Below are 19,918 nucleotides of genomic sequence, written 5' to 3'. Positions count from 1 at the left end.
GACGTGGATAAGTTGGGGTAGGGGCGTACTTCAGTTAAAGCGCAGTCCGAATAGCCCGCCGGTTTCGGTTGCGTCGGTCAGCTTGGTGTCGAGGACATAGGCACTAACATCAAAGCCGTCACGAAAGCCGTCCTTCGGCAAAGCATCCGAATTCATCGTGACGATGTATTGGAATCCGACCGCGGCAGCATGATCGGCGCCGAGCTGCAACGCTTTGGCCACCTGCCGTTCGTCGACCCCGTCAAACAGATGACTGTCGTGAACCAGGAAACCCGGCCCCATGCCCCTGCGGGCGGTCAGTTCGGCCAGCATGAGATCGAAGCAGAATATCTGCATGTTGGTGATGCCCTTGCTGCGCTGGGCATCGATACGAATATCGACCTGGGGACCGTTGGGCGTGGCGCTGACCGTCAGGCTCCCGGCTTTTTCGTAAAGCGCGTTGGACAGATCCTCGAAGACGAGGATCGCTTCCTCGATGATGCTCTGACGCTCGTGATGATCGTCCTGAAGCGTCTTCAGGAGCCGGGCGCGCTCAATGTCGAGTTCGGCTTTCGTGCTTTCGATCTGTTCCGCCGTCGTGAGGCGTTGTCTCAGCCCCTCGGCGTCCGCCTCCGCGCGACCGGCTTCCTGCTGGAGCGCTGCGTAATGTTCCAACGCGCCGCCGGATTGGAGGATGCCCATCAGCTGTCGACGACGGCCATCAAGCGTTTCGCGCGCACGATCGCGCGTGCGGATACGATCTTCCGCGGCCTGGACCTCGGACGTCAGATGCGATCGCCGATTTTGCACGATCGCCTGGTGAAACTCTTCCACTTCCTCGAAGCGGCGACCGACCGATCCCGGCAGTACGACACCGGCTTCGCGATAGAGGCGGTCCAGGCTGGTCGTCGCCGGCGGAAGCTCGCTGTCGATCGCCGCGCGCAGCTGTAGGATCAGTTCCCGATCAGCGGTATTGTCGTCGCTGAGTGTCGAAATCTCTCGCGTGATCTGCGAAGCCTCCTGCTCCATCCCCGAATATTCGGGAACGACATTGAAGGTGTCGAGTTGCTCGCGCATCCGTCTGGCACGGGCTTCGGCGATCGTCATGCGGGTCCGGAGATCAGCCGCCGTGCCGAAATAACGGCCGAGACTGCCGTCCTTTGCCGCCTTGCGCAACTCCGCCATCGCGCGCTCTCGCGTGCGGACCTCCTGAAACTGTTGCGGCACGCTCGCGTCGAGGCCCAGGAGATAACTGATCGCTACCTGCTGATCCCAAGCCTGCTGCATCGAGGATTGCTGTGTGGGCGACACGAACCCGCCGCTATTCTGCCGCCGCACGAAATAGGAGAATAGAGATCGAAAGCTCGGCCGAAAGCGGCCGTTTGCTTCGTCGTCCACATCCGGGTTCAGGCGGAAAAGCAGCGCGCCCAATGCGGCGCGCCAATTTTCGTTGCTGATGACCAGATCGCCGGTCTTGGCTTCGAGAGACGGGGCGATCGGCCAATCGGATGTGTCGCCCTGCAATCGGATGCGGGATGGCTTGGTGCCGGATCGCGCGACATCGACGAGCGTCGGTCCGATATCGACGCGGGCCTCGAAGCTGAAGCCTGCCAGTTCATCGGAGCGGAAAATGCTGTCCTTGTCGGCATTGGCGCCGAACAGGAAGTGGATTAGCTCGACAAGGCTGGTTTTGCCGGCGCCGTTGCGGGACTGCCGATCGGTCGCCCCATCGCTCTTGTCAGCGAGCAGGATGTTCAGCCCGGGCCGGAAGGCCAAGCTCTTGAAGCTCGGAAGGTCGCTGGAAAGGCCGTGGATCATGAAACGGTCTTCTGGACCAGACCACGATCGAACTGCACGGCCTTCACGATAAACAGCAGGTCGAGCGCCAGGACGAACCAGTCATAATTGATCGGTGCCGACACCGCCCGATCGCTGCGAGAAATGCGTATCTCATCCCAGAGACGCGAGACGGTCATCGGCTCGCGCAGGCAGCCGAGCACGTCGGCACCAACCGCCAGGAGCGCCCGATCGGGCCGGATATGTTTGGTCGGTAGAATCATATCGCGTCGATTCGAATCGCGTCCTCAAAGATGTCACAACGCTCAAAAAAGTAGGAAAGCACAGCGAGCACCGCGCCTTGGCGCGCTGGCTCTCCGGTCATACCCCCCGCGAAGGCTTGAAGCTCGCCGAAGATATCGTCCGGTGATAGCCCGACCGCCTTCAGGGCCTGATAGCGCACCCGGAACGCTTGTGCGATCTCTTCGCCGAGGTCGGGATCAGGCCAGCCGGCAAAAAAGGCTTCGACCAACTGCTCCCGGCGGCGGCCCTGCCGCAGCAGCCCGGCTGCGTCCTGGGAGAGGGCATTGCGTTCGAGCTTTGCCGCCGACGGCGCCACCAGCGATGGTTCCGCGTCCGGTTCCTGCCGTTGAATTGCAAGCAGCACCGGCCGCAACGCCTCGAAATCGAGCTTCTCCATCACACGGCCCGATGGAACGGCGCCAAAGAGATCTTCGAGCTGGTGGAGCGCGAGCGACATGGCGATCAGCCGCAATTCCGCTTCGCCGCAGACGGCCAAGGCGACGTTCGGATTCGCGGCGTTGAGCGCGGCGAGTTTCTTGACGGCCTCGGCCGGGAGGCCGCGGCTGTCGTTATGGACAAACTCCCACCGCAGCATTTTTGTCGTCCAATGGACGAGCGCGCCTGCGAAATCTTCATCGACCTTGGCAAGGAGGGGTTCGAGTTTCATTGCATCGGGCGCATAGCATTGGAACACGGTGCCATCGCTGGCCCGGAAGCCATCGCATTTCAGGTCGCCTTTCGGACCGTAAGGACGGACGGGTTGGAAATCGCCCGGAAAGGCATGCGCCATGATACGGGCGAACAGGCTCTCGAACGCCTTGCCGCGCTCGCGCAGAAAGGCATTCTCGAACTTGAGCCCATAGGCAAAGCGTTGCGTGTCGTCCAACTCATCCCCCGAACTTGACCACCATAACCTTTGGCAGAATCAGCAAGCAAATCTATTAATTTACGCCCATCGTTGGGGCGATGAACGGCGCGCTCTACTCCGGCAGGTCGGCTTCGCGCAGAACGCGCATAACCTCGCGAAACACCCCTTCGAATGGCGGCAGATCGCTCATCTGTTGCTGCAGCCGCCCCGTCCAAAGCGTGCCTAAACGCTTTTCCTTAGCGGCGATCGCGGCGGTCACGCCATTGGGCATGCGTTCCCGAAGGGCGAGCTTCTGGGTGAACTCGGCGAGATATTCCGCTGGTCGAATATCACGCTCCTCGAGCAAATTCCAAAGGTCGTAGAGATCGCGCGGCTCGGTGCGGGCCTTGTCCGACAGGGCCGCCAGCTTCTCGATGAATATCTCCGCCAGGCTGTAGGCCAGAATGGTCGGGCCTTCCGGCAGGTCGGCAAATTCCTCGAAGGTCCGCAGGATCGGGCGCTCAGCCAGTGGAAAGCAGAACACCTCATTGATCGTGATATCGACTTTCACGTCGCTGCGCGCGGGCAGGGGGCCTTTGTAGCTCAGATAGAAGGTGTGGGTGTTCTGATGGCCATGCCGGTCGGGCCGGTCATAGGCCATGTTGATCCCAGACGCCGCCTCGACGATGGCAAAGATCTCGTTCAGGCCGGAGAGGATCGCGTCCAGGTCGATCGGTTTGATCAGCGAAAAATCGAGATCCTCGGAAAAGCGGTAATTCTCGAACCAGCAGCGGCGCAGTGCCGTGCCGCCCTTGAACGCGAGAAATTCGCGCAATGGATGCTGGGCCAGGCCGGTCAGGAACCAGGCCAGGCAATAGTCGCGTTCGATCACCGCCTCGGGCACGCGGCGGCCGCGAGGCTTGAGAAGGCCGTTGGCGATACGGGAGAGATCGCGCTGGGGAATCATCAGCTGCTCCGGATTATATCGAGTTCGTCGGGCTCGACGTTGAGTCGGATGCGCCATCGGGCCAGCATCCTGCCCTCATTGGGAAACAGGGGATCGAGGCGCTGATAGGTCGGCGTCAGCCGCGCGCGCAACGGCTCCAATGCGGCTGTGTCGGCCAGCCCGTAAAATTCCAGCAGATAGCCTAGGCGGCGGATCACCGCGCCAACGCCGAGGCGAAGCGCGTATTCGATCATCAGTTCGACCCGCAGCGTGTCGCGCTTCATCCAAAGTCCCTTGGCAACCTCCGTGACACCACCGACATATTGTGGGTGGTCGAGACCATCGATGATGGTCCGCTCGGGGTCGCTGACCCTGACTTTCTCTTCGGATGTGATCCAGATCTCGGTCAGGCCGAAGAAATCCTGCGGTTTGACGTCGACGAAGCGGAACTCATACCCATGGATGTGCTGCGGGCGCAGGCGTTTGGCGCAGGAGACGATGATGGCCAACTGCGGTTGGGTGACCATGCGGTGCAGCTCGAGGGCGCTGCCGTGGGAGATGAAGTAGTCCGCGTCGCCAACCAGCGTTCTTGCGATGAGGTAAGGATCGCTCACATGCTCGGTGTCGCGGCCCCGCTCGAATGGCACCAGATTGTAGAGACCAGGCTTTAGGCGCGTGACGATCCCGCGCGCTTCCGTATTCGCGACGAAGCTGCGTGCCGATGATGGGCTCAGACCTGTGATCTCGGTGACGTCCGCGAGCGAAAAAATCGGCTGACGGCGCTCGTTCAGTTCGACGATCAGCTGAGCGGCACGAGGTCCAAGCGTCTTGAGATTATATCCTTCGCGCAATTTGAGCCTCTCTGGGCGATGTATGGCGCGTTCGATATAACGGCGATTATATTATCTGGCAAGATTGTCGCGCTTTGTGGGACGCTCCGCGCAGACAGTATACATCCGACAGGCTTAGGGTTGGGCCGCTCGCAGTTTATCAATCATGATAAATGCTCGGCACAGGCGAACAAACGTGGCGGTTCGTAAACCAGGAGCCGATCGATCCCCGGTCACCGAGACCGGCTGCGTTCCTGGGGCTTGGGCTCGCGACCTGGACGAGGGATGGGGGGCGTGGCTGGGTCACGGCCGCGTACGATATCCTGCCTGACGCTGGGGGAGGTATCCTTGACCATTGCCGGTCGGATATTGCGTCCCGCCGCAATATGCGCATCAAGCTGTGTACGGGCGACTGTCATCACCCGCGCGACCGCTTCGGGATTGTCGAACAATGTCCGTCGGATCACCGCTTCCATCACGCGCATCTGACTATCGGCCGCACGATCATTCGGCGTGTCGCCACGATCGCCGCGCCGGGCATCCGGTCGTTCCAAACCATTGCCGTCGCTCTGGCGGCTTATCCCGGTTGACCCACGGGCGACATCGACGTCACGGGCTGCCATGGGCGCAATCGAATTACGGTTCGTCTCTCCGCGGAGCCGGTCGAGCTCCTGGAGATCGCGATCGTTGGGTTTGTAGCCACGTACCTCGAGCCCCTTTTGACTGGCCTCGATCCAGACCGATCGCCGAAATTCTTCCGATCCCGTGACGTGAATCCGATCCCAATTGCGATGTTGTGCGATCGCCACCAGATCCTTGACGACTTCCTGGCTCTCCGTCGCCGTGACCAGGCGCCGGCCCTGATCGCGAAACGCGGGATCCTTCGCTTGCGCCGTCGTGAAAAAGGCGGGTTCGCCCGACCATTTCGCCTTGTCGGCATAATAGCGCTTCCGCACGCTGTCCGGCACATCGCCCGCCTCGATCGAATACACCTTGGGCGCGCTTCGCGGCGCACCGACAGCGCCAGCATGATCAGGCGCTTCAGTCGGACCATCCTTCGGTCCCCCAGGCGACGACTTTTCCGGCGGAGCCGACCCAGGCGCCTGCGCCTTGCGCCGTTCGGCGGCGTCGATGCCAACGCTGTTGGTAGTGGTCCGCGCCGTACCCGATTGCTTGCGATCACTCTCTGCCACGGTCATGCCTCTCGGTCACAAATGCTGGAGATTGGGCGCCGGCACCCACGGGCTCAAGAACGGCCCGGGCCGTCATCGCCGTGACAAAGGCAATAGCGGCCTGTTCGTCGCCGGGGGGTGGCAGATCCACCATGTCGCCGAGCACCAACATGTCATCGGTGATTTCGGCAAAGCCCGACAGTTCGTCATCGGTCAACGCGCGCGCGCTGGATTGCGCCTGCTCCGTTGCCGCAGTCTCTGGACCGTCGTTCAACAAAGCAGCCCGCTTCGCGCTAAGCGCCTGCGCCAACGGATCACTGCTGCTCGCCCCGCCTGCCAATTTGGCGGCGGACGACACGGCGTTGATCGCGATCGGGCGAGGCGCGACCTTGGGTGGGTCACTGATCCGGTTCGTGAAGCGCTTCGAGCGGAAATACTCGATCTTGCGGCCCCTGACGGGCGGAATGCCACCGCGCATCAGCAGAAGGTCTCCCTTGGGCATCTGCATCAGTTCCTGGGGCATCATCAGCGCGCGCCGCTGGTCCGATTCCGACACGCTGCGGTTGGCGAGCAGGCCATGGATCGTCCGGCTCTTCGATTTGACGTTCATCGTAAAAAAGCCGAGCCGCTCGGACAGTTCGTTGGCGACCTTCAGCTCCTTGGGTGTGAATACGATCTCCAGACCGCAGTTGGCGATGATCTCGTCGGTGACGTCCACGCCATAGATACCGCGGGGCTGGGACCGGCTCTGGATCACTGGCAACAGGCGAAGCCCGTAGCCTGCAACGTAGGAAAAAGCCGACGCGATGACCGGTGCCTTGCCGAGGCGGGCGAACTCATCGAGCAAAATGAGCACCGGCACGCGGCCACCATTTTCAGGCAGTTCCCGCGTATTGAGATCGATCAGCTGTTGGAGGAAGAGGTTATAGACGGGCGCGATCCGGTCGATATTGTCGGGCGACACGCCAAGATAGATCGATATCCGCTCGCGGCGGATCTGGCGCAGATCGAAATCGGTCTCCGACGTCGCGGCATCGACATAGGGGTTGAGCCAGAGATTGAGCTTCGAGGTGATCGTCTGCTTGATGCCGGAAAATGTGTTGTCGGACGCGGAGGTGAAGTCACTTAGCGCCGAGACACAGGCCTGGCTCAACCGCTGGCCGCGGCGCTGGGCCTCTTCGACGACCTTCGGCAGTTCGACCTTGGGGTCGCCTGTCGTCAGTCGCCGATAGATTTCGCCAATCGTGAAGGGGAGGGCGGGATTGGCCGCGACAAGGGCGCCGACGCCGACAAAGGCGGCTCGCGCCGCCTCCGCCCAGAACGGATCAGCCTTTTCCGGAGCCGGAAACAACATGCCGCCGATCTTCTGGAGCTCATTGATCACATCGGTGTCGTCGAGCCGGTCGATGAAGCTCAAGGGATTGTAGCGGGCGCTTCGCCCTTCGGGATCGAGCGGATCGAACAGATAGACCGACTGGCCATGGCGCGCGCGAAAACCAGCGGTGATGTCCCAATTCTCGCGCTTCACATCGAGCACCACTACCGAGTCCGCCCAACTCAGAAGATTGGGGATCACTACGCCGACGCCCTTGCCGGCGCGCGTCGGCGCCTCGAGCAAGACATGTTCGGTGCCGCCGAAAACGAGATAGCGACCGCCTTTCTGCCCGACGATGATCCCGCTGTCGCTGCGCAGATGTTCGCGCCGGATCTCGCTTTCGCGCGCGAACCGTGCCTCGCCATGGAGCGTGCGCCCCCGCTTCAGGATGATGAGCACGATGACGAAGGCGATGGCGCCGCTGACCAACGCACCGCGCTCCAGCCACAGATGCAGAAGCGGATCGCCGCGGTAATACCAGAGCCATGCGGGTATCGCCGAGATCTGCATGCGCGGGCCGATCTGGTTGAGGCCGACGAGCGCGACCAGCACCGCGCACAAAGCACATGCCAAGAAGGTTGCCGCGAGCATCCCCGCGACGATCGCGACTTTAGTGAGCGGTCGAGCGTCCGACAGGCGGGTCAAAATACACCTCCTCGACTTCGAATTTTCCGGCGCGCTTGCGGGTCTGGACGACGACATCGACCAGCATGTGCAGCAGCCCACGGATATCGTCGCGGGCCAGATCGCGCCCGCCTTCGGACTCCTTCACCAGTAAGGTGAGCTGCTCGAAAGCGCCCATGGCCGAGCCGGCATGGACGGTCGTGATCGAGCCAGGGTGGCCCGAGTTCACGTTGCGCAGATAAAAGAAGGCAGTGCCGTCTCGCAGCTCCTGCAGGAGGATGCGATCGGGCCGCATGCGCAGCGCGCTTTCGAGCAGCTGCTTGGGGCCGACTTTGGCCAGGCCCTGTCGCTCGCTCGAATAGACCATGTGCACGACATTGCGATGCTCGACGACAAGCTCGCGCGTATCCTCGATCGTGAGCAACCGCTCGTCGGGCGGGATCAACTGGATCAGCGCCTTGGCGAAAGTGGTTTTGCCCGAGCCGGTCGCGCCGCTCACCAGGATGTTTTTGCGGGCGGCGACGGCGGTCCTGAAGAAAGCCGGCCAGTCGCCGGCGTCGCGCTGTGCCACCAATTGGGCATCGACCTCGCCAAGCCCAAGCGCTGCTGAACGGGTTCCCTTGAACAGGCCCGTCTGCGCGAGTTGATCGATCGCAAGGTTGACCCGGGACGGCTTGCGCACCGTGAAGGACGGCGCCCCGTTCGGCGTCACCGAGGGTATGACGATCTGGCACCGCTCCCCGCCCGGCAAGATCGTCGAGCAGATTGGGGTCTCGGCATTGACGTCCTGCCGGGTAAAACTTGCGGCCGCGACGGCCAGCGTCGCCAGCCAATCGCTGTCGAGCTCGGCGACGCTATGCCAATGCCAACCGCGATGATCCTCGATGCCGACTTCGCCGGGCTTGTTGATCACCAGTTCGGTGACCTCGACCGGCTCCAGCAGCGGCAGGATCGGCGCGAGATAATGGCGCAGGACGGCGGTATCGCTCATCCTCAGCGCCGAAGCTCGAGATTGTAGACGTCGGCGAAGTTGAAGTCCTTGGCCACGAAGATCCCGACCTCCTCGCCCTGGTTCTTCTTCAGCACCGGTCGGATATTGATGCTGTTCTGGAGCGCGATGCTCGCCCCCTCGCTCGGGGTCCGGGTCGTGTTATTGAAGTTGTTGCTGCCACCCGAAACGGACTGACCGGCGATATAAGCGGCGTCGTCGACCAGCGAGAGCAACAACGCGCTACCGAAGCGCGCCCAGAAGAAGGTGTCCACGGACCCGGCGATGCCGGCGCGGCCAAGGGCGTCCGACCCCGGCGAAGCCAGGTCGATGCGCACGCCCTGCGGCGTGACGGCCCGCGTCCACAACACGAACAGGCGGTTCTGCCCTTGCTGGATGCCGCCATGATATTCGCCGAGGACTTTGGTGCCCTTCTCCATGAGCACGACACGGCCATTCTCCGAATAGACGTCGCGCGGAATCAGGCACGAGGTGTAACCGGGCTGCGCAGAATTCATCGCTGTCTGGAGGATGCACGGGATCAGCGTGCCGGCGGTGACGAGATAATTGCGGTTGGGCAGCATCGAGGCCCGTGCCTCGCCGACCGCCGAACTCTGTCGAAGCGCGTCGAGCGCATTGGGTGCGCCGCGGGCGGCCGTATCGTTAGCACCATCGCCGCCGTCCGGACTGGCGGTGCCGCTACCTGCGCCACTTCCACCGCCCGATGGCTGAAGCGCATCGCGCCCTCCATAGGCGATCAATGTCGATCGCCGTGCCTGGTCGGCCAGGTTCTGCCGCGTATTCTGCGGCGCGCCTGCCGGCGCTGCGCCCGGTTGCATGGCAGGAACGATCTGTCCGTCAGGGCCAACGACCTGCGTGCCAGGTGGAGGATTGATGACGGGTGCGTTGGGATCTGCGGCGAGAGCGCCAAGCGGCTTGGGTTTCGCCGCGACGGCATCATACGCGACGGTCTCGCGCGCTGCCAGATCGGGGCGTTTGGCCATCGACTCCGGTTTGCCCATCAGGCTGCCGGCATTGTTGGTGCTTGGCCCCGAGTTGACCCACAAGATGCCGAGAACCATCGCCGTTCCCGCGAAAATCAGGGCGGTGTTCCGCTTTGCCGGTGTCATCCCACCGATCGGATCGATGCCGCGCTCGCGGATGATTTCGTCGCGTTCAGGTGTTGGATCGCCTTGCGGGCGACGAGGGGCCTCGGCCGCAGACTCGTCCATCGCGCTCACTCCTTCGGGTCTTGTATGGTGCGTTCGACATGCGGCGACGCTGTGTTGGTGCCGTGATCGACGCCGTAAGGTGTCGGCGCGAGATTATAGATGCACAGCACCTCCCGGTTCCGGCGCAGACGCAGTTGAGCCGCCACAGCGTGAACGACCACGAACTCGTCCCGGACATCGAATGGGACCAACGTCTCCGAGCCGTCCGGGCGCACGAGATAAATCGCCGGGATTTCGTGGTTGCCGGGAAAACGCAGGACCGTGAACTGGCCGTTGTCGGAGATCTCCGACGGCTGAAGATCGCTCGCACCCTGGACCTTGTAGTTCAGATTACGCGGTCCATCGATGACGCCGTGGTCAAGGGCTCCCCGAACGGCGCTCGCCTGCAATGCCGCGACGCGCTGTGCTTCCTGCGTCGCGCGCATGCGAGCGGCACGATCAGCTTCATCGCGCGGGTAGCGAAACCGAACCTGGAAGAATGTATCACGGCTCCCGCTGCCGATGGGTCCTCGGCGCGCCGTCAGTTCGAAGGCGTAGTTGCGCAGCTCACCCCCGCGATTGGTCGTGACGATAAGGTTCGTTGGTCCCGCCCGCTCACGGGGTTTCAGGAACAGAATGTGACCGGCAACCGCCACTTCCCAGGAGACGGTGTCGCCGAGCGCGACATGTTCAATCGTCTCGTCGGCGCCAAGCACGACCTGGGTCGCTGTCCGGAATGTGCCGACGATCCGGTAGACCTGGGTCTCCTGATATTCGACGAACTTCACGCGTGGATCCGCCGGCCCACCGCGCGGCGTGTCCTCCGCGAGCGCGGGTGTCGCCATAATGGCGATAAGGCTCGCTAATGGAAGAAGGCGGTTCACCGCACCACCTCGGGGTCCGCGCGGTAATTCTCGACCTGGAACCCCAATGGGTTGCGATAGCGGTCGCCCTCCGCCATCGGCGCGTTCGTGTACCGGAAGGTGACGGTCGCGATCCAGTCGCTGCTTTGCGTATCGGTGTCGGTCTGCACTGTCCGCGTGAAGCGGACGTTGGCAACACGATCGTTGATGAAGGCGATATTGCGCACGCGGGCCTGGACGACCGCGCTCTTGCCCCACACGACCTGTGGGCTTGCGGCGTTGTTCGAGCTGAAAAACCGGCCCCAGCGTTGCTGCTCGCCTGGTTCGGACAGGATAGTGACGGCCCGGAAATTCTCTTCGGCCGCCGCCGGCAACCAGCTTTCCCGGGTCCGGACATATTGCGCGAGGAAAAATTTCGTGACCGCCTCATCATAGCGCATCGGCTTCTGGGTGACGGTGGTCTGCACGTCGACGGCGCCCGTCGTCTGATTGACGCGAATGATGTACGGCATGACCGTCTTCAGCGGCGCAAGGCCCGCGAGTGCGAAACCCTCCGCGGTCGCGGCAAGCAGGCCCAGGCCAGCCACCACCCAGGCGATGCGTTCGGACCGCAACGATTTACGCTGGCGGTCCTGATCCCAGGATCGGGCATGGCCGAAATAGAGTTCGGCGTCCTTGGCCGGCACGCCTTCGGTCTGATTCCGCATGATCAGCAACTTCCATAGGTGCTTGGAGCTGCTCGCGCCGATGTCTTCTCGGACAAAGGAACGGGCGGGGGCGGTGTGCCGCGATCAGCTGGTTGCTTGATCTGTGGCACGGGTGGTGGGGCAGGGGGCACCACCACGGCGGGGATCGGCGAGCCCGGCAGTACGCTCCCATAGATGTTGACGTCGCGCAGGTGCTTGCCATTGCAGACGGGCAGTTTCTTCGGCCCGGAAGCCCCTTGGGCGAGTGTCGGGAGCAGGGCGATGACGACTGCCGATCGTCGGAGCGCACGGACTATCGTGGACGGCCTCGTCATTGGGTGTTCCTTCCTCATGCGCGGCTGACCGAACCGCCGCGCTGAGCGGCCCGTTCGAGATTGCGACTGTTGCGAGCAATACGGCGTTGCTGGAACGGTGCAGACACGGACCCCCACGCAGAGCCGGCGAAAGCGCCGATGCCGGCAGACGCGCCCCCGGCGATGCCGGTTGCGATTGACGGCGCCTGGAAAAAGAAGATCGTTCCCAAGAAAATATAAACGGCGAACAGCACCGCACCCAAGGCGGCGTCTCCAACACCTTCGGATGCGGTAATCGCGGTAGCACCAAGGTCAGTGATCAAGGCCGTGATCGCGATGATCACTGCCATCAGCACAATGAAGTTGAAGGCCTGCCCGAGCCAGCCGTGAAATAGCCTTCGCGTGGTCTCGAAGAGCGAAAGGGCGATGAAGATCGGTCCGAGCGCGATGATGATGGCCAGTGCCACCTTCGCGAAAACGGTGATGGAGAAGCCGATCGCCGCAGATAGTCCGGCAAGCGCTTTAAGACCGAGGCTCAGGACGTACAAAACGAGCTTGTATGGGTTGATATCGCTGTAGGTTGCCGCCTCGGTCTCGATCCTCGCGATAATAACGTCACACTGGCTGAAATAGTCGTCGAACACGTTGCCAACGCTCGTGACGGTATGCCCCGCCAACGCCTGCGAGATCGCATCAGGCATGCCGTGAAACAGGGGATTAGTTACCCACTCCGTGTAGGCGACCGTGGTGGCCGCAACGTAGAGCAAACACAGTTTCACCATTCGGTAGACAAGCTCGCCCCACGGCTCGCTGACGATGCCGCGCATCACCATGTAGCCGAACAGCGCAATATAGATGACCAAACCAAGCGCGAGTGGGCCGCGCACAACCTCGATGACATTGTTCAAGCGCTCGTTAAGGAACATGTCGAGCTTGCCGTCGATGTTGGTGTAGAGAGTGGTGAAGAGCCCGTCGGCCATCTCATCTTTCCCCGGTCAATGGGCCGGCGACAGCGAGCGCAGCTTTTGATCAAGCGTCTTCACACTCTCTGCGTTCGAGCATTCCTGTGCGTCGCGATGCGTGCCATCGGCGCACGCCTTCAGGACTTCCGCGAGCTCTTGGGGGTGGGCTTTGAGGTAATCCTTTCCGCGCGCAGGGGGTTGGCACGCGACCAGAAATGCCGGGACCAAAAGCGCGAATGCCTTGAAGATGGTTGCCTTCATTGATGGAGGCTCCCAAGCTTTCTTGCTAAGATTTGCTCGCTCTCCTGCTGCGATCGAATCCGCTGCTCCGCCTGCTGCCTCATTGTGAGCGCCTGAAGTTGCACTGCGTCGTTCTGGATATGAGCATTTTCCACGCCGACACGGGCTTGGATATCCATCACGTCCTTCGCGTCTGACGCGGTGTCGAGCGACGAGCGCAGTTCCTCGAGACCTGTCGTCCGCTGGGCGGTGACGCCATACGCTGCCTCGGCAATGGCCGCGTCGCGCGCCGCCATGTCACCATTTCGAGAGATGGAATCGCGGTTCGACCGCTCGAAAGCCGTCGCATCCGGGCGCAGTTCGGGAAGCTCGACGCGGTTGCTGATACGGATCCGATCTGCGGCGGTCCCAAGGCTACCGAGGCCCGTGGTGTCAGATGACATGAGGCGCTGAATATCCCGTGCTTCGCTCGGCAAGAGGTGGCGAACGGCATCGGTGTTCAGGGACGACGCGATCTGGTTGACGTTCGTCAGCTTGTTGACGCTGTTGTAGAGCTCGGTCGCCTGCGAAATCTGCTGTTTGCCCTGCTCGATCATCGACAGGGTGTTCTTCACGGTCGAGAGCGTCTGCAGGAAGGTGCTGGAATCATAGACCGGGATGCCTTGCGCGAACGCCGGCATGGACATCGTCAGTCCGCTGACAATCGCGAGCGCTCGTAATGCTTTCATGACCTCATCCTTTCCTTCTGGTGGTGGCTCGGCGGCGCTCGTGAAAGACGGGCAGCCAGTCGCTGGGATCGTCGCCATGTTCGCGGCGAACCTGATCGAGGATTCCCACGGTCTCAGTTGTGCCCGAGAGGACGGCCAGCTCGTCGGACAGCCCGCCGAGATCGAGTTCCACGACGATGGAATCGTGACCCTGCTTGACCAGAAAGCGCCGGCTTTCGGGGATCAGATCGTTTCTGATGAGTTTGAACTCGGCGCGGGTGAGGCCAAGCCCATCGATATAATCGACCTCCCGGCCATGCGGGTTGGGCAAGAGGATCTTGGTGGCGACCTGCTCCATGATGCTATGCGAGATGTCCGAGCGCAGCGCGTCGGCCGGGCTTTGCGTGCCGAAGACCAGAAAGGCATTCTGCTTCCGGTAGGTCTTGAGGCCATCCTGGGCGAAGGCGCGGAACGCGTCGTCGCCCAGCGCTTTCCAGAACTCGTCGATATCGATCACGAGCCGGCGGCCATCGAGCAAGGCATCGATCCGGTGGAACATGTACATCATCAGCGGCGTGCGGATCTCGGGATTGTCGAGGAAATCCGTCATGTCGAAACCGATGAACCGGGCATCAAGGGTCAACTCGTCACGGTCATTGTCGAACACCCAGCCAAGCGCTCCGCCGCGCGACCATTTCTCAAGCCTCGCGCCGATACCTTCCGGATCGCGCTGCCCGAGCAACTGCCGGAGCGCGAGGATGGACCGCTCCTCCGGGGGAAGGCGTCCGATCGAGAGGATACCCTCGTCAATCATGCGCTCCTGCGTGACGCCGAGTTGGCTCCCTGCAGGCGTTACGAGATGGCGGATCAGCCTGCCGAGGAAGACGATGTTGCCCGGGCTCTGCTCGAGCGCGCGGAGCGGTGCGAAGCCGGTCGGCACGCCGTTGCGCAGCGCCAGATACGTGCCACCGGATGAGCGCACATAGATCTCAGCGCCTCGGTCCTTATCGATGAAGATCTGCTGCGCGCCGGTTTTCTCCAGCTGCGCCATCAGGAAATTCTGGACGACAGTCTTGCCGCCTCCCGACGGACCGATGATCAGCGTATGACCGAGATCGTTCACATGAAAATTGAAGTAGAAAGGGGACTGAGCCGCGGTCTTCATCAACGCGATCGCAGCGCCCCAATGGTTGCCCTCCGCCTTGCCGGCAGGAAAGGTGTGGAAGGGGGAGAGGGCGGCGAAATTGCGTGACGTGATCGCCGCAGGCCGCGCCCGCCACGCAAAGTTGCCCGGAAGCTGCGACCAGAAAGCGGCTTCCAGCGCCGGGCCTTCCCGCGCCGAGACCAGACCGGCATCGGCAAGCGCTGCCCGTGCCGTCGAAAGATTTTCAGCCAGGCGTTTCTGATTTTCACCGAAGACCGCGAGCGAGAAATGATGCTCGCCCAGGACAAAGCGATTGCTCTGCAGATCGTCGGCCGCGTCGGCCAGCTCAAGCGCTTGGCTTGCCGCGGCATCCTCGGTCGACGCCATCTGGTTCTGGCGCCGCCGCAAGCGCTCGGAGGCCCGCGCCTTGCCCATGAACGCAAAGGACTGCGTGACGACGAACGCGAAATCCTGGCTAAGCAGCGCGTCCATCTGGCCGGGTCGCGTCATGGCCGGATATTCGCGGATGCCGAACAGACCGACGAAGCGGCTCGTATCATGCGCGCGCACCTCGACCGTCTCGCGGCCGAAGATCACGCGTTCCCCATAGATGGCGGAACCGAGATGCCCGCGGACCAGCGGCACCCTGCCGGCGCGGCCCATCATCACCAGCTCGAGCACCTCAAGCGGCTGGGAGAACATCAGGCCGTTATGCTCGTAGAGATGCAGACGCCGAGGCCGGCAGCGTGCGAGGAGCTTCTCAATATCGCGCGCCTTGTCTTCGAAGCGTGCGAGCTCATCCTCGTCCACCTCGGTCCCTTCCTTGCGCGCCGACGCCAGACGGCGAAGCAGCACGCCGGTGCGGTCGGCCGATCCCACGGACGGGCGCATGATCAGGGTGAGGTACAGTTCGTTGACGAACATCCGCTTGGCGGTGACCCGCGCACGATATTTTGCATCGAGGTCGGCCGCAAAGACCGAGCGGAACTCGCCCTCGGGATAGTCCGTGATCGGCCGGCGAACGATATGGGTCCAGATCGCGAGGCGGTCGTCGGCAATATTGCGCAGCGTACCGTTGAGCTTCTCGTGCCAGTCGTTGAGATGGACAGGGTCGGCAGTTTCGAACGCCATGCCTTCGAGCTTGAACATCATCATGAGGTCCCGCCCGTCGAGCGCGATGACGTTCTCGTCGATATGGCGCGCATAGGGCAGGTAACGCGCCGGATCGGCCTCTTGTTTGAGGATCCGCCACGGCGTGCGGGCTGTCGCTCCGCTCAATGCGCTGGCCCGGCTAGCCACGTGCGAAGCCCGGGCGCTTCGCCCCGTCGATCGGCAGGGGAGAGTAGGAGCTGCCTCCCCACCAGCCGCGGTTGCGGCAGCGCGCCTTGGTCGTCGTCCAAAGCCACAACAGTCGAAACGCGTTGGCGTCGTGCCGGACAATGAGTCGGGCAATCGCCAGAAACGCACCGGCCAATGCAAACGCGTAGAGCGGGTTGCCGGTGATGATGAGGGTCAGGCACGCTGCCAGCGCGATCGGCAGCGACGCCTCGATCGGTACGCCCAACCACATCGTTGGTCGGGTCACGGCCAGGAAGAGCGTCTCTTCCCTAAGCTTTTCGTCGTCCATCACGACGCACTCACGCGCCGCCGGTGATCGTATCGACGATCCACTGCGCGCTGAACACGATGAAGATACCGACGATGACCGTCACGAGGAGACCGAGGCTGGCACGGCCGGTGAAAAACATGAAACCGACGATAACGACCGCGATCACCGCGATCGTCTTTGCAAATGTCCCCGTCAGCCAGGTCTTGATATTCTCGGCCATCGACGTGACGCCATCGGCAGCCTGGGCATGCGCGGGGTCGCTCAGTAGCATCGAAATCAGTATGGCGGTGGCGACGAGCGCCAGCGTCTGGACGAAAGCGCGGCGATGTGGTGGGAGCCAGATCGATATGGTCGAGGCGGAGATTGTCATTCGGTCGGTCCTTCTCTCGATGGCGGTGTCCCGTCGCCAAACACCATCATCGAGGCGGTTTGGGCGCGTGCGGAAATGTCCCAGGACCGCGGCGCTTTCGCCGCCGCCTGCACAATGCGAGGCTCCTGGATTGGCGTTTCGGATGCGGGTATTGGAGGGGTGGACCTGGCCGAGCCTGCGCCGGTTGGCGCCAATCCCCTGATCGCGGGAATAATGACCGCAGAGCTCGCATAGACTCTCGCCACATAGCCGTTGCCAAAGCCACGGGCCTGACTTCCGGTATTGTACATCGAGAGAGCAACGGAGATCGCGCGATCGGACGAACCCTGGGTGCGCGCCGCGTCAAGAAAGTTGCTCGACAGGACCCGCGCTGCTGCGGCGAGATTGCGACAGGGATCGAATGTGTCCTCGACCGAGAGACCCAGCCATCGAAGATTGGCGCTGTTGATCTGCCCGAGGCCGAGGTCGATATTATATCCCTTGGCGATCAACGATCGGGCGATCCGGGCGGCCGCCGCAGGCGTCGCGGGTCTTTCGGGTCGGATGCCGCGGGCGTTTACGCCGATGGCCAATGTGTCGAACTTGCTTTCGGTATGCACGACGGAAACCAGTGTTTCCGGCGCGACCGATGGCGCGCATTGCTGCGCGAGGGCAACGACGCTGGCCAGTTGCAGGATCATTGTGAACCCATTCTGGCTGGATACGGGGCCGGCGTAACGCGCTCGATATTGGCAAGCGAATAGGTTTGTTGCCGACCATCGGCAAACGTCATCACGACACGGCGGCGGGTGGCGGAGTCACGGTCGTAAACCTTGGTCTTCGCGACACCGCCGCCGCTACAGCCGGGAAAGGAGCCGCCGGTCGCCAGCTTTTGCCAAAGCTTGGTCATCGGGGGGATGCACGCGCCGTATTGCATCGCACCGCCCGGATTTGCGAGGCAAAGCAGAACCTGGCAGCCAAGATCGTTGGCTCGCGCCGGAACCGTCTGGGCGGACATCGCCACGAACGGCACGGCAAGGGCGATGTGCAGGCGCTGCATCCGATTTCTCCGCTTTTCAGCGCCGCTGCATTAAAAATGCTCCGACCACTTTCCGTTGAAAATCACCTCTCTTTTGAACCCGGCGCGGCAAATTCGGGCAATCCCCCCACAAGGGGGGAGCGGACGAACAAAGGATGGCAAGGGCGTAGAAATGGAAGTCGGCGTTGATGGCCAACGACCCTAGGAGCCTCAAGTCAAAACGACCTGAAGTGCTGCTCGCTATTGTGAGAGGCGGCGCTACTAGACGAGCGCGTCGATGTTCAGATGTCCGTCTCGCACGGCGCGAAGCACGAGCTGGGTCCGACGACGCACGCCGTATCGCCGGCGTGCACCTTCGACATATTCATGAACAGTATCGCGGCTCAACCCCAGTATCTGTCCGATCTCCCAGTCGCTCTTGCCCTGTGCCACCAGATCAATGCAGTCGATCTGGCGCGGGCTGAGCGCTATCGGCACGTTTGCCAGTTCATCTGGACCGAGAAGGGTTCGAGCCTGGTCGAACGCAACGGTGCCAATCAATCGGGCGGAGAGAAGGTCCGGGCTTGAAATATTGTCATCGCCCTGACGCGCTATGGTGAACATCGCGTCGGGCTCGTCGTGCATCCTGATCGGCATGGTGAACCCAGATGCCAGTCCATGTGCGCGACCCCGTTCAAGGATCGACCGCTGGCGAGCATTGGGCGCGATATAATCGCCGATCTGATCCCAGGTGAGCCCGGAGACGGTTTTGACGCAAGCGGCGTGAACCGGATCCTCAAGATAGAGACGTGACTCCAGGATTTCCTCGATCCAACGCACCGGATAGGTGGTTATCAGCAGGGCTTTGCGGGTGGTCCGCTTCAAGTCGACATTGTGCACCAATGCGAACCAACGGAATCCGAACTGGCGCACAATCGCATCAAGCAAGGATTTGAGCTGATCGAGCGTTGTCGCCTGGCGGCATTCTGCTTCGAATGCGGTGATATCGCCCAAGCGGCCGGCATCTTCGAGACTGCTCATAGTGCGAACGATTCGCATTTTGCTTGCGGCTTCGTCCATTCACCGTTCGGCGAAGCCATTGAAAAACAAGACCGGCTGCCTCCAGCACCCAACTCCCCGCAAGAAAAGCACAGGTCGTCTTTAACACGAGCCGACCGATGCGATGATGAAAGGGCGCGCGTGACACTTTACCTTCGGGCAAAGTGTCACAGCCGACAAAATGATGAAAATCTGCGGCAAAGGGGATTCACTTCACCCCCTATATGTGCTTGATTCAATCCTGTTATGTTGCACGCTCCGATCATTGGCGACGGCCGCCCGCAACTGGATATGCCCTGCTTGCTGGAGATGCTTGCGCGGTCCTCGTCTCGACCGCGCTACGCTTTCATGGTGCTCAACCTCATTGCACAGGTTTCCCGATCCGATGGCAGCGCGGGGCCGTTAGTGGCCAAGGGCGGCGGCCTCATTCCTTTGCGTGACTGGCTTTGTGATGCGCTCACCCCGATGGGGCAGCGTGACCCCCGGCGCGTTGCCCTGGAAGAGCGGATACGCAGCGATCTGGCAATGTCAGGCGCATTGCCCGCCAACGTCGATCAGGCGACGGCAATCGTCGACGACGCCATCCGTGAGCAAGTGCGGGCGTCGGGAAAAACGAATGTGAGCCGGGCAGTATCCGAACTCGTGCGCGCTGGCTTGCTCAAGCGGCAATATCAGGGCTATTGTGTCGATCATCATAATCGCGGTGCGCAGCGCCAAGCCGTATATGTTCTGGCAGGGTGCGCGCGGGGTCTCATCGGCGGCCGACAAGACCAGCCGAGAGCGGTTCCAAGGCAGGCAGAACTGGCGTTCTAATCGCCTGGGAACTGGCCAAATTTAACATAACTACTATTATCAATCTTTGATTTCCGGCCCTTGTGTAAGCGCAACGTACAAATGTCACTCTTGCGCCAGATAG

Annotated in this window: 21 protein-coding genes; 1 reads left to right on the top strand and 20 read right to left on the bottom strand. The window is 62.0% G+C overall.

The window, feature by feature from the left end; genetic code table 11:
* Positions 1 to 30: 30 nt before the first annotated feature.
* The 20 genes from ACODS2_RS21270 to ACODS2_RS21175 all read right to left on the bottom strand — a co-directional run bounded on the left by ACODS2_RS21270 (position 31) and on the right by ACODS2_RS21175 (position 18,984).
* Positions 31 to 1,797, bottom strand: a complete 1,767-nt coding sequence (locus ACODS2_RS21270; protein WP_149523997.1) for an ABC-three component system protein — start codon at positions 1,795 to 1,797, stop codon at positions 31 to 33.
* The gene (locus tag ACODS2_RS21265; RefSeq protein WP_021243503.1) at positions 1,794 to 2,039 is read right to left on the bottom strand and encodes an ABC-three component system middle component 6; all 246 of its coding nucleotides are present in this window, start codon (positions 2,037 to 2,039) and stop codon (positions 1,794 to 1,796) included. The genes ACODS2_RS21270 and ACODS2_RS21265 overlap by 4 nt, the downstream gene beginning before the upstream one ends.
* The gene (locus ACODS2_RS21260) at positions 2,036 to 2,944 is read right to left on the bottom strand and encodes an ABC-three component system protein (protein WP_179563571.1); all 909 of its coding nucleotides are present in this window, start codon (positions 2,942 to 2,944) and stop codon (positions 2,036 to 2,038) included. Before ACODS2_RS21260 ends, ACODS2_RS21265 begins: the two co-directional genes overlap by 4 nt.
* A 94-nt stretch (positions 2,945 to 3,038) precedes the next feature.
* Positions 3,039 to 3,872, bottom strand: a complete 834-nt coding sequence (locus tag ACODS2_RS21255; protein WP_489000538.1) for a nucleotidyl transferase AbiEii/AbiGii toxin family protein — start codon at positions 3,870 to 3,872, stop codon at positions 3,039 to 3,041.
* Positions 3,872 to 4,702, bottom strand: a complete 831-nt coding sequence (locus ACODS2_RS21250) for a type IV toxin-antitoxin system AbiEi family antitoxin domain-containing protein (RefSeq protein ID WP_489000537.1) — start codon at positions 4,700 to 4,702, stop codon at positions 3,872 to 3,874. Before ACODS2_RS21250 ends, ACODS2_RS21255 begins: the two co-directional genes overlap by 1 nt.
* Positions 4,703 to 4,914: 212 nt before the next feature.
* Complete coding sequence (locus ACODS2_RS21245) at positions 4,915 to 5,880, bottom strand: LPD7 domain-containing protein (protein WP_489000536.1); 966 nt, start codon at positions 5,878 to 5,880, stop codon at positions 4,915 to 4,917.
* Positions 5,861 to 7,819, bottom strand: coding sequence for a type IV secretory system conjugative DNA transfer family protein (locus ACODS2_RS21240; protein WP_489000594.1), 1,959 nt, complete (start codon positions 7,817 to 7,819; stop codon positions 5,861 to 5,863). Before ACODS2_RS21240 ends, ACODS2_RS21245 begins: the two co-directional genes overlap by 20 nt.
* 19 nt (positions 7,820 to 7,838) lie before the next feature.
* Entirely contained in the window at positions 7,839 to 8,843 is a 1,005-nt protein-coding gene (gene virB11, locus ACODS2_RS21235; RefSeq protein WP_489000535.1) for a P-type DNA transfer ATPase VirB11, read from the bottom strand.
* Between the two features lie 2 nt (positions 8,844 to 8,845).
* The gene (gene virB10 / locus ACODS2_RS21230; protein ID WP_179563576.1) at positions 8,846 to 10,072 is read right to left on the bottom strand and encodes a type IV secretion system protein VirB10; all 1,227 of its coding nucleotides are present in this window, start codon (positions 10,070 to 10,072) and stop codon (positions 8,846 to 8,848) included.
* A gap of 5 nt (positions 10,073 to 10,077) precedes the next feature.
* Positions 10,078 to 10,935 carry a P-type conjugative transfer protein VirB9 gene (gene virB9 / locus ACODS2_RS21225; protein ID WP_179563577.1) on the bottom strand — a complete coding sequence of 286 codons (858 nt, stop codon included), beginning with the start codon at positions 10,933 to 10,935 and terminating at the stop codon, positions 10,078 to 10,080.
* Complete coding sequence (locus ACODS2_RS21220) at positions 10,932 to 11,621, bottom strand: VirB8 family type IV secretion system protein (protein WP_179563578.1); 690 nt, start codon at positions 11,619 to 11,621, stop codon at positions 10,932 to 10,934. The genes virB9 and ACODS2_RS21220 overlap by 4 nt, the downstream gene beginning before the upstream one ends.
* Before the next feature lie 328 nt (positions 11,622 to 11,949).
* Entirely contained in the window at positions 11,950 to 12,894 is a 945-nt protein-coding gene (locus tag ACODS2_RS21215; RefSeq protein ID WP_489000534.1) for a TrbL/VirB6 family protein, read from the bottom strand.
* A 15-nt stretch (positions 12,895 to 12,909) separates the two neighbouring features.
* On the bottom strand, positions 12,910 to 13,137 hold the full coding sequence (locus tag ACODS2_RS21210; protein WP_179563579.1) for an EexN family lipoprotein: 228 nt from the start codon (positions 13,135 to 13,137) through the stop codon (positions 12,910 to 12,912).
* Positions 13,134 to 13,844 carry a TrbJ/VirB5 family protein gene (locus ACODS2_RS21205; protein ID WP_179563580.1) on the bottom strand — a complete coding sequence of 237 codons (711 nt, stop codon included), beginning with the start codon at positions 13,842 to 13,844 and terminating at the stop codon, positions 13,134 to 13,136. Before ACODS2_RS21205 ends, ACODS2_RS21210 begins: the two co-directional genes overlap by 4 nt.
* A 4-nt stretch (positions 13,845 to 13,848) precedes the next feature.
* Positions 13,849 to 16,266 carry a VirB4 family type IV secretion/conjugal transfer ATPase gene (locus ACODS2_RS21200; protein WP_489000533.1) on the bottom strand — a complete coding sequence of 806 codons (2,418 nt, stop codon included), beginning with the start codon at positions 16,264 to 16,266 and terminating at the stop codon, positions 13,849 to 13,851.
* Positions 16,259 to 16,594, bottom strand: a complete 336-nt coding sequence (locus tag ACODS2_RS21195) for a VirB3 family type IV secretion system protein (protein ID WP_149524010.1) — start codon at positions 16,592 to 16,594, stop codon at positions 16,259 to 16,261. Before ACODS2_RS21195 ends, ACODS2_RS21200 begins: the two co-directional genes overlap by 8 nt.
* Before the next feature lie 10 nt (positions 16,595 to 16,604).
* Positions 16,605 to 16,946, bottom strand: a complete 342-nt coding sequence (locus ACODS2_RS21190) for a TrbC/VirB2 family protein (RefSeq protein WP_489000532.1) — start codon at positions 16,944 to 16,946, stop codon at positions 16,605 to 16,607.
* Complete coding sequence (locus ACODS2_RS21185) at positions 16,943 to 17,626, bottom strand: lytic transglycosylase domain-containing protein (RefSeq protein WP_489000531.1); 684 nt, start codon at positions 17,624 to 17,626, stop codon at positions 16,943 to 16,945. Before ACODS2_RS21185 ends, ACODS2_RS21190 begins: the two co-directional genes overlap by 4 nt.
* Positions 17,623 to 17,985, bottom strand: coding sequence for a hypothetical protein (locus ACODS2_RS21180; RefSeq protein ID WP_179563585.1), 363 nt, complete (start codon positions 17,983 to 17,985; stop codon positions 17,623 to 17,625). The genes ACODS2_RS21185 and ACODS2_RS21180 overlap by 4 nt, the downstream gene beginning before the upstream one ends.
* Before the next feature lie 240 nt (positions 17,986 to 18,225).
* A complete protein-coding gene (locus ACODS2_RS21175; RefSeq protein ID WP_179563586.1) occupies positions 18,226 to 18,984 on the bottom strand; it encodes an autoinducer binding domain-containing protein in 759 nt (252 codons plus the stop codon).
* 264 nt (positions 18,985 to 19,248) lie between these two features.
* On the opposite strand from ACODS2_RS21175, the gene ACODS2_RS21170 reads away from it, so the two are divergent.
* Positions 19,249 to 19,815, top strand: a complete 567-nt coding sequence (locus ACODS2_RS21170) for a hypothetical protein (protein WP_489000530.1) — start codon at positions 19,249 to 19,251, stop codon at positions 19,813 to 19,815.
* Positions 19,816 to 19,918: the final 103 nt, after the last annotated feature.

Source organism: Novosphingobium sp. FG137, assembly GCF_057809735.1.
The sequence above is the reverse complement of the archived record's forward strand: the minus strand, read 5'-3'. Positions and strand labels throughout refer to the sequence as shown.